The organism is Lysinibacillus sp. NPDC097231 (genome assembly GCF_044761885.1).
GTDB lineage: Bacteria > Bacillota > Bacilli > Bacillales_A > Planococcaceae > Lysinibacillus.
Genome location: NZ_JBIWDH010000062.1, coordinates 1 through 10,254, shown reverse-complemented (window position 1 = coordinate 10,254; position 10,254 = coordinate 1). Strand labels below are relative to the sequence as shown.

At 37.1% G+C, this 10,254-nt stretch carries 9 protein-coding genes and 1 pseudogene; 7 read left to right on the top strand and 3 right to left on the bottom strand.

Annotation, left to right across the window (positions count from 1 at the left end; all coding sequences use genetic code 11):
- Positions 1–807: pseudogene (locus tag ACIQXF_RS22620) on the top strand (transposase); the annotation flags it as partial.
- 130 nt (positions 808–937) lie between these two features.
- On the opposite strand, the gene ACIQXF_RS22615 reads toward ACIQXF_RS22620, so the two are convergent.
- Positions 938–1,489: an ECF transporter S component gene (locus ACIQXF_RS22615; RefSeq protein ID WP_402787985.1), complete on the bottom strand. Its 552-nt coding sequence runs from the start codon at positions 1,487–1,489 to the stop codon at positions 938–940.
- 216 nt (positions 1,490–1,705) lie between these two features.
- Here ACIQXF_RS22615 and ACIQXF_RS22610 point away from each other — a divergent pair, with 216 nt between their 5' ends.
- From ACIQXF_RS22610 to ACIQXF_RS22590, 5 genes are all read left to right on the top strand, one after another.
- The gene (locus ACIQXF_RS22610; RefSeq protein ID WP_402787993.1) at positions 1,706–2,554 is read left to right on the top strand and encodes a pyridoxamine kinase; all 849 of its coding nucleotides are present in this window, start codon (positions 1,706–1,708) and stop codon (positions 2,552–2,554) included.
- A 151-nt stretch (positions 2,555–2,705) separates the two neighbouring features.
- Positions 2,706–2,999, top strand: coding sequence for a hypothetical protein (locus ACIQXF_RS22605; RefSeq protein WP_402787982.1), 294 nt, complete (start codon positions 2,706–2,708; stop codon positions 2,997–2,999).
- Between the two features lie 195 nt (positions 3,000–3,194).
- Positions 3,195–3,602 carry a UPF0158 family protein gene (locus ACIQXF_RS22600; RefSeq protein ID WP_402787979.1) on the top strand — a complete coding sequence of 136 codons (408 nt, stop codon included), beginning with the start codon at positions 3,195–3,197 and terminating at the stop codon, positions 3,600–3,602.
- A 110-nt stretch (positions 3,603–3,712) separates the two neighbouring features.
- Positions 3,713–5,182, top strand: coding sequence for a DUF7309 domain-containing protein (locus ACIQXF_RS22595; protein ID WP_402787976.1), 1,470 nt, complete (start codon positions 3,713–3,715; stop codon positions 5,180–5,182).
- A gap of 275 nt (positions 5,183–5,457) precedes the next feature.
- Entirely contained in the window at positions 5,458–6,504 is a 1,047-nt protein-coding gene (locus tag ACIQXF_RS22590; RefSeq protein WP_402787973.1) for a Fic family protein, read from the top strand.
- A 142-nt stretch (positions 6,505–6,646) separates the two neighbouring features.
- On the opposite strand, the gene ACIQXF_RS22585 is transcribed toward ACIQXF_RS22590, so the two are convergent.
- Positions 6,647–7,201 carry a DinB family protein gene (locus tag ACIQXF_RS22585; RefSeq protein WP_402787970.1) on the bottom strand — a complete coding sequence of 185 codons (555 nt, stop codon included), beginning with the start codon at positions 7,199–7,201 and terminating at the stop codon, positions 6,647–6,649.
- A gap of 115 nt (positions 7,202–7,316) precedes the next feature.
- Between ACIQXF_RS22585 and ACIQXF_RS22580 the strand changes: the two genes are divergently transcribed.
- Positions 7,317–7,817: a GNAT family N-acetyltransferase gene (locus ACIQXF_RS22580; RefSeq protein ID WP_402787967.1), complete on the top strand. Its 501-nt coding sequence runs from the start codon at positions 7,317–7,319 to the stop codon at positions 7,815–7,817.
- Positions 7,818–8,622: 805 nt separating this feature from the next.
- Here the strand turns inward: ACIQXF_RS22580 and ACIQXF_RS22575 are convergent.
- Positions 8,623–9,522: a 3-hydroxyacyl-CoA dehydrogenase gene (locus ACIQXF_RS22575; protein WP_402787990.1), complete on the bottom strand. Its 900-nt coding sequence runs from the start codon at positions 9,520–9,522 to the stop codon at positions 8,623–8,625.
- Positions 9,523–10,254: the final 732 nt, after the last annotated feature.

The window sequence follows — 10,254 nt, the reverse complement described above, 5'->3', positions numbered from 1 at the left end:
CAGGAAGACATGAAGATTTTTGGTACGCGTAATAGTTATTCGAAAACAGATATTGACGCGACATTTATGCGAATGAAGGATGACTATATGAAAAACGGCCAATTAAAAGCTGGATACAATCTTCAGGTCGCCTCTGAAGGGCAGTTCGCACTTGCTTACGATATTTTTCCGAACCCAACAGATACGCGTACGTTAATTCCTTTTCTTGATCGAATTGAAGAGCAGTTTTTTGAATTGCCAACACATATTGTCGCAGATGCAGGCTATGGTAGTGAACAAAATTACGATGATATTCTATCGAAGCGAGAACGCATACCACTCATTACGTATAACCAATACATAAAAGAACAAAAGAAAAAATATAAAGAGGATTTATCTAAACCTGACAACTGGCCATATCATGAGGAAGACGATACTTTCATTTGCCCAAATGGACAAAAAATAACATTTCAATATGTATCCAAGCGTACAGATGATTATGGTTTTACACGTACATTGAAAATCTATGAAAGTGAAGATTGTACAGATTGTCCATTCCGCTCCTCTTGTACAAAAGCAAAAGAAGGGAATAACAGGAAGGTCACGATCAATGAGACGTGGGAAGAACAAAAAGAATATGTAAGAACAAAGCTTTCAGAAGAAAAAACAGGTGCCATCTATCGAAAACGAAAAATCGATGTAGAACCAGTTTTTGGATTCTTGAAGGCTAATTTGCGCTTCACACGATTTTCTGTCCGAGGAAAATCGAAGGTAGAAAACAAAATAGGCCTTGCGTTAATGGCAGTAAATCTTCGGAAATACGCTGCCCTGAACAAAGAAATAGGGTAAAGACGATAGAATGACTAAGTCAAACAAGAAAAAGAGAAATCGAATGGCATCGATTTCTCTTTTTTCTTGAATATCAGCTAGTTATGTCCCAGCCTCTTGTTTTGTGGTATTAAAAATTCTTTCGGAAGTACGGTGTTTTTTTCAGTACGACACATACGGGAATCGCGATAATTAAACCGACGACGTTCTGGATGATGTCTCCTGGAATGGATGCCATAGGTGCAACCCAGCTGTTGAACATAATTGCTTGCCCGATATAGTATACGGCCATCATTGCGGGCATTGAAGCAACTGCTCCTAATATGTTTAATTTAATATTGTCGCCTGTATGTCCTTTAGACCAAGCCATTTTCCCAACGATGGCACCTTGTAATGCACGGGAGATAATTGTAGTTGGTGCCCAAATTAACCAGCCACCTACGATATCGAATAAGCCCATCCCGATTGCTCCAGCAAGTGCGCCTTTTTTAGGACCAAACAAAATCGCCGAGATGAATAGCATAGATGTCCCTAAGTGAATAAGCCCGCCTTGCCCGAATGGTAGTTTAAGATTGATGAACATAGTTGCGACGAAAACAAGTGCCGCTAAAATGGATGTAATCACTAAATCAAATGTTTTCGTGCGTGGTTTTGTATAGGATTGCCTTTGTATATTTTGCATCTGTATCTTCCTCGCTATAATGAGTTTTTCGATAATTTTAACTTTAGCAAAGGACTGACTATCGTAAAAGTGCCAATTTGATAAAATTATTAAGGGTCAGATTGTTTTTTCGTATATAATTTTTCATCTCGAATATATGTTGTGTGCATTTTCGCATCTTTCTAATTATGATACGATGAGGAGAGTATAAGCAGGATTAGTTAGGTGGAGAGTATGATGAAGAAAGTTGCTGTAATTCAGGATATGTCATCCTTTGGGAAGTGCTCGTTAACGGCTGCGATGCCCGTGCTGTCAGTGATGGGTGTTCAGGCGGTACCATTGCCAACTGCGATTTTAACAGCACAAACAGGGTATCCGAGCTTTTATTGTGAGGATTTAACGTCAAAGATGGACTACTTTGTGGATGAGTGGAGTAAGCTTGGTGCGTCTTTTGATGGAATTCATACAGGCTTTGTGACAGGAAGAGCGCAAATCGATAACATCTTTCGATTTTTAAGCGTGTTTCACACGAGTGAAACGACGTTGCTTGTCGATCCGGTGATGGGCGATTTGGGCGAGGTCTATAAAATGTTTACAGGTGACTTGCTTGATCGTATGAAAGAGCTAGTGAAAAGTGCAGATATTATTACGCCAAATATTACAGAGTGCTGCTTGCTTACAGGTTTGTCCTACGACAAGCTACAGAGTTATCAAAACGATTCAGATTATATTCAGGCGCTAGAGGAAGCGGGCCATCAGCTACAGCAGGCAACTGGTGCGAACGTTATTATTACCGGCTTGAATCCGCCGTCAGCAGATGCGGAGAAGCGTTATGTTGGTAATATGTATGTCGATGCACATCGTTCATTTTATAGCATCCGCGACTATAACGGTGAGAGCTATTCAGGCACAGGTGATTTGTTTGCATCCGTCATCATGGGTGGCATGATGCGTGGGCAGGATTTAGTCGAGTCGATGAAGCTTGCGGAGACGTTTTTATCGGCATCGATTGAAGCTACGTCGAAGGAGCAAATTCCGCGCGAGGCAGGCGTGAATTTTGAAAAGTTTTTGCGAATGTTACTTTAGAAATCTTAGAGTTTTGATACTATATCACGAGTATTCATCCCTTTATTGAAGGGCGCAGGCTGTACAGCACACCTGCCACTCAATTTAGAATTAAGGGATGGATTTTTTGTGAAAAGGAAATAATTAAAATCATGAATTGGGGAGGTGCATAATGGATTCAATTAGATATTACATAGTGCAAGTAGATAATCGCTATTACCAGGGGGAAATTGACCTTCTTACATTTACGGATGATGAAGAACAGGCCTTTGCGTTTACGGATATTGTGGTCGCAAACCAGTTGGCTAATGAGGTCAATGGAATCGTCCTGACAAGAGAAGTCAGTTATCAGGAGCTAGAAGACCTTTCAGAACATTATCTGGTTGAGTACGAAGCAATGCCAAAAGAAGAGCGTGACGCTATAGGATCATTTTGTAGGGAGCTCAGTATAGGAATGTTTGAATAAATGCCGAATCGAATGTTTTCGGTTCTTTTTTATGTAGTTATCGGCTGAGTTTAAGCATTCTATCCTTCTAAAAAGTGGCACTTTCCGATTTATTCAATGAAATAGTGAACAGCCCGCAGCCACGATTAATCGTGGCGGGCATCTTTGGTAATATTAAGTGTAAGGTGTGTGTAGCGATTATATGAGGTGAAAAAATTGAAATTACTTGATGAACTTGTGGATGCATTTTTATATGGAAATAATAATGAAATGTCGTATGTGTTAAACCGTCGCACAGGTGAAATTCTTTTGGATGCGCCAGAAACTTTAACTGGCGAGACTGAGATTGATTGGGATGATGAAGGGGTGGCAGCGGATTTAGAGTTGATTCCAAGCGTTTCTTCGTCTGAAATGTATGATGTCATGGTCAGCTTTGCTAAAAAGCAACCAGATTCGATGACGATTCATTTAATCAACGTACTTAACGGAAATAAGCCATTTCGATTTTTTAAGGAAAAAATTTGTGAATTAGGCATCGAAAAGCATTGGTACGACTTTGAACAGGATTATGCTAAGAGCAGAATGACGGAGTGGCTAAACGAAATGAAGATAGACAAGCAATAAAGTAACTAGAAAATGTAAATGTGAAGTATAACTTTTTGTACATGATGAATGCAGATTAAGTCAGACCTCATCAGTATTGTTTTAACAAGTAGAATTAGGAGGGTAAAACAATGATACAGTTGCATGTTGAAAGTAAGAAAAAACCAGAGATTTATCGAAAGTTTTTGTTTCCGGAGAAAAGTAGTTTTTCTTTGCTAGATGAGGTTATACTAATAAGCTTTGATGTGGGCGTTTCAAATTTTTCTGATTTTGAAATTGTTAAAAAAGATGGACGAGTATCTAAAGAAAAGATATATTTTGTACCTGAAAATGACACGGATTATGATTCTGAGGAGGAGTTGCTCGCTGAATGGTTTCTAAAACCTGGTGATGAGACCATTGCACAAGTTATTGATACCAGTGAATCATTTACTGTTCGATTAGAGAGCTATGTGGATTTACCGATGAACTTTGAAACACCTATATGTATTGCTGGAGTAGGTAATATTCATACAGGTAAATTAAACGAGATTAATGTGGAGGAAATTACTGAACGGATACTTGAGGGTGAAGGGGGAGAGAGTTATTTAGATTTACTAGAAAGCCTGGAGCCAGATTATCTTTCATTATTGGGGCTTGCTAATGATCTTAAAAAATTAAAGCCGTGGCAATATTTAAGGGATGATGAAATCGTTATGATTGACTTTGAAGATTATAAAGTTCTTGTCTCTGTTATGGGAGCGGCTGGTGAAGAGTTTGGATTAATGATTTTTGATATGGAGTATGGCTATGATAGTTTAGCGAAAATTCTTTTTGAGAAAAATTTACCGAGTGATTTTTCCTATAGTTTAAATGCTTTAACTGTGAATTATGTTGATAGAGAAGAATTAGATTCAGCAGATTATCAGCTAATTAAGGATTGTGGGCTGTCGTATAGAGGGAAGAAGAACTGGATTCAATTCCGCAGCTATCTGGCGGGAACGCATCCTGAAATACCAAGCTTTCCAGAGGTAGAACTTTTAATAGAAGTTGTAAATACGATGATTAATATTACAGAACTGCGGAAGGCAGGATGGGAATATCCTCAGGTAGCTGCACATCAATATCCAGTTTTTAAAGTGCAAAAGGATGGGGATTTACAAGAAATCTATCTTTTGCAAATTCAGATGTCAAAGCCAACGTATGAGTGTTACGAGGAAATTTCAATGTTTGAAAAAGCACAATATAAGAAAAAGCCAAAAAGCGCGTTACAATTAGAATATGATTTATTATACTTGCCTTTTGGCGTAGAAATTGAACAAACGGACCGCACTGTTTATCCAATTGTTGGCATGCTTGTTGAACGGGGAAGTAATTTGGTTATTGAACACGAAATGTTCCCTATGCCTAAAACTCCACAAATTGCACAAGGGGTTTTATGGGCATATTTACAAAACATAGAGATAAGACCGAGTAAAATATTCGTCTCTAAAGAGTTAAGACTTATTCTTCAACCACTAGCAAAAATTATAGGGTTGGAGCTTGTGGAAAGTGATCTCCCTGGTATTCAAGAAGTGAAAGAATTTATGAAAAACACGCCAATAGATTTATTTGAAGAATAGTGAATAACTAGACCGCACATTTCCGTGACTTTACCACAGTGAAATGTGTGGTTTTAATAAATGTACATATGAAAAAAATAGATAACCATTATTGGCCATTTACTTCGGATAAGGAAAGTGATTAATAAATAAACATACTCATTCAATTGTTAAATGAGTATGTTTATTTTATTATGAAATACATTCAAAAACTATATCATATAATTAAAACATACTCATTTTTATTTGAAATGAATATATTTAATGACTAATGAATATAATCAAAAGCGAGGTAAATGATGAGAATATATAATTATGAACAGCTAAAACAACTGATGATGCCTATGAAGACGGTGAACTTAATTGCGAAAATTAATGAATATAAAGGGAAACAGGAGTTATATAAGCAGCAAGCTCCTCAAATTTTAAATACGTTAAAAGACGTGGCTATTATTCAGTCAACAAAGGCCTCTAATGCGATTGAAGGAATTGTTATTACAGATCAGCGCTTAAAAAGTATCATGGAAAATGATATAAATCTTCAAGATCGTTCTGAAGGGGAGATTGCTGGTTACCGTGATGTTTTGCAATTAATTCATTCTTCATTTGATGCTATTCCAGTAAGAGAGAATGTCATTTTACAATTGCATAAAGAAATGTATAGATACATCGGTATTGAAGGTGGACGATGGAAAAATGTTGATAATGTCATTAGCGAGACATTTTCGGATGGAACAAGGCGGATTCGATTTGAGCCAGTATCAGCATTTGAGACGCCAACTGCTATGGCACAATTATGTGAAGAATTGCGTGAAAGAATTTCGAAATCAGATGTAGAGCCGCTTCTTTTAATTAGTGTATTTATCTTAGACTTTTTATCCGTGCATCCATTTAATGATGGAAATGGTCGTATGGCACGTTTGTTAACGCTACTGTTGTTATATCAATCTGGATTTGAAGTCGGCCGCTATATCAGTCTTGAGAAAATTATTGAGGACTCAAAAGAAGATTATTATGAGACATTAAGAGAATCCTCCATTGGCTGGCATGAGAATATAAATGATATTTTCCCATGGGTGAATTATTTATTAGGCACATTTATAGCGGCCTATAAGGATTTAGAAAGTTGTGTTGGAATGATTGAGTCACAAACGGGCAGTAAAAGCCAACGTATTCATACATTTATTGAAAAGAAATTAGGCTATTTCACAAAGGCAGATATCCGTAATGCCTGTCCAGATGTGAGTGAAGCAACAATTAATCGCGTATTAAATGAATTGAAGGAAAAGAAAATCATTATGCCTGAAGGATTAGGGCGTAATGCGAAGTGGAAGAAGATATAGTGGTATTAAATGTTATTAAGCAATACTTAAAGTCTAAACAATTTGGGAGAGATTGTGGTTGGTGCCCTGTGAAAGAGTGACCAAAAAAGTCTTGTTCAACATTTTTTTTAGGTCACTTTTTATGGCTTAATGGGTTAACCATTCAACATACACTAGGGTTTATCGCTACCTCTATAATCCCAAAATGATGCTTTTCATGAATTGCAAGCAACTGAATAGCTTGAATTAGGTTTGGATAATGGGCGATAGGATCTGGAAAGATAATATGCCCAGCGACATCCTCCTCAATATTTTCCACCAACTTTTGCAGCGCGATTGTGTCATTTAAAAGTAATTGTTCGATTTCCTTACTGTTTAACATAAATCGTATTTTATTAGGAGGCACTAATATTCCTGGAGCTCTTATGCCTCGTCCTTTTTTGTTTTTATATTCCTCGTAAATATCATGTATTTCAGTGGCGTAAGGTTTGTTTCTTCGCATTTTCGCGTAAGGGGTGAGAAGTAGGGAACATTTTGTTGCCGTTTTGAGCATTTTCAGGATTAAATAAAGGTGATAAAGGTGTTCACCAATCGACCATTTTCCATCCTCTTTACGATGCCATAGTTCTTCCTGTGATAGTGCATGAATAGAAGGCATGTAGTGAGTACGTTGCTCCTGTAATGTATGAAAATGTTTCGCCATACTGTTAGATTTCATCGTAAATTCTCCTTTATTGCTGTTATTCCCATTTTAGGAAACTGTCTTGTGAAAGTACATAAAATATTATTAATCATTGTCGATAAAATTGAAAAGTGTCATAGGAGGAAAATGGATGGAAATTAGAGTTTTGACAGCTGCAGATGCTGAAATATATCGTGATTTCAGATTAGAAGGGTTACAACTTAATCCTGAGGCCTTTGGTTCTAGCTTTGAGGAGGAGAAGGATTTTCCGCTTGAGCTGTTTGCAAGCAGATTTGAGGCACAGGGCTCCTATACGTTAGGGATATTTGATCATGAAGAATTAGTGGGCGTTGCGACGCTGGTTCAAGAAGGTAAACTGAAGTTAATGCATAAAGCGAACATCTTTGCTGTTTATGTTAGTCCGAAAAAGCGTGGACAGGGCATTGGCAAACAATTGATGGTGGAAGCGATTAATAAGGCTAAGGAGCTTGTGGGAGTTGAACAGCTTAATTTAACGGTTGTGTCAACGAATGCTTCAGCCAAAAGACTGTATGTTTCTTTAGGGTTTGAGGTTTTTGGGACAGAGAAGAGGGCATTAAAAATAGGGCAGCAATATTGTGATGAGGATTATATGGTTTTGTTTCTTCAATAAGGGCAAGCAATTGCTGGAATAAAAGCACCTTACGTTGACATTCCACTAAAGGAAAAGCCTTTGAAGAAATTAATCCTTCAAAAGCTTTTTTGAATAAAGCTACGTCCAATGTAAATATATAAATACAGGCATATAGGTACTAGTAACATTCCTAAGCTTATAATGAATAAGCCCATTCCTGACCAACTACCGATTATAAACGACAGAAGAAGAATGATTCCGAAGAAAATAAGTGTTAGCTTGGTTGCTTTACTTTTATTTTTGACGACTAGCATACTTATCCCGAATATTAACATATTAGCGAAAAAACCTATCCCAATTGGAATTAGAATCTCCATCTTCTTATTCAAATCCTTTCTATTTAAATAAGTTTTAGCCAAATATCTAAGGTTCCAAATGTAAACATTTCTTACTGTTATTATACTGAAAATATGCAAGGGAAGTACAATTAATAAAGGGAATACTACTAAGAGCGAAATGAAGCGAAAATAAAAAATACCTCGAAAATGTTAGTACAGATCAACATTTTCGAGGGAGCACAGCTTTTGGGATTTTTTCTCGTGAACAAACACCTAAGTGGCTCGAGTTGGAACCTGATAAACTTCTTTGGCTTGAGTGTTTCGTCGTATCCTGATTATATTTTAGGTAGACCGGGGTAGTTCGAATTGATAGCAGATCACATCTTTGGTCTACCAGATCACTTCCGCCGCCTACCCAGTTCGAATTGCAAACCGGTGCTGAAGCCATGAAAAAATAAAAAACGCTGCACATAGCAAAATACTATGTGCAGCGTTTTATTGATGGATTAACCTTTTAAGAAATCAGGTTTTGCGAAGCTTGGGTTTGGATATTTGTAGAAGCCCTCGCCTGTTGCGCGGCCTAATTTGCCTTTGTCGATATACTCTGTTTTTAAGAGGTTAGCTAGTTTTTTCATGTTTTCATCGCCAGAAGCAGCGGCTTTCGCTTCAACAATATTGAAAGCAGTGTTAATGCCGACAATGTCTAAGATGGCGAATGGACCTAGTGGAGCGCCAGTACCAATCATCCAAGTTTTATCGATTGTTTCTGGATCTGCTACCTCTTTCACTAATAATGATTCAGCAGCATCTAAAAATGGCACTAGTAATGTATTTAAAATATAACCTGGTTGTTCTTTATATAATGGAAGGGGCACCATGCCGATTGCGCGTGCAAATTCTACGACTTCATCGAACACCTTCATATCAGTGCCAGGGTGTTTCATAATTTCAGCTGTGTTGTTTTTCCAAATTGTATTAGCGAAATGCAGCGCTAAAAACTTCTCTGGGCGGCCAGTTGCTTCAGCAAATTGGCTTGGTAATAAAGTAGATGAGTTTGTAGCAAAGATTGTTTTTTCAGGAGCAACTTTTCCTAGGCTTGTGTAAAATTCTGTTTTGATTTTTACAACCTCAGGGATCGCTTCAATTACAAGATCAGCATTGGCAACCGCTTCTGCTAAATCGCTGTTAAATGTTAGACGTGCATATGCAGCATCAACTTCTTCTTGTGTTGCACCTAAATCTTGTTGGTATAAAGGTTTTAATTTTGTAATACGATCTTGTGCATTTTTTAAGGCTTCATCATTAATATCGTAAACCGTTACGTTAAAACCTTTGAAAGCTGATTGATAAGCAATTTGACTGCCAAGTACGCCGCTACCTGCAACCGTAATATTTTGATAATTCATCATGAATTCCTCCTCTGGAATTACTACATTAATATAATATAAGGGGTATGTAATATATCCCTTGTTACAACTCCATACTACTTCTTTCGGTATTGAAAAATCAAACGAAAGACTCAGTTATTATAATGGTATAAAGAATTTTTCGCTGAATTGATTCTCCCAAAAAGCATAATTCCTTTTAAGTATGGACGTATAACAATAAAAAATGTCACCCGAGAGTGACATTTAATTTGTTGAAAAACTATAATGTCATTGAAATTAAAGTGACCTGTTAAATAAAGTATGACTTTTTAGCAAAAATAGGGGTTGATTTCCTTTCCGACTGGTCGCTTTCCTGGGGGCGTCCGATGAGCCGCTTCAGGGTCTCATCTGTGACGCTATGATCCCCAAGGAGTCGACAGTCTCCACTCCAATCAACTATTGCACTTAGCGTGTATCTTCTTGCATCCGTTAATTTATGGTGATAAATTGATAACTCTCAGCAACAGGGTTTTGTCTGTGAGAAAGTGAAGCGACAGTAGCAATAAATGCTTTTAAATACTAAACATAACATAGTAACGACAGATGTATAATCACATCACTGTTTAATTTTACCGTCTATTTATGGTGAATAGGTATAGTTCATTTTTGATATACATTCACTAGCGTCGCATTAAAATAATTCAACACCTTATATAAAACTGAATTTTCTGCAATATTATTTAAGCACAAAAAAAGCCTTTATAATGGTTG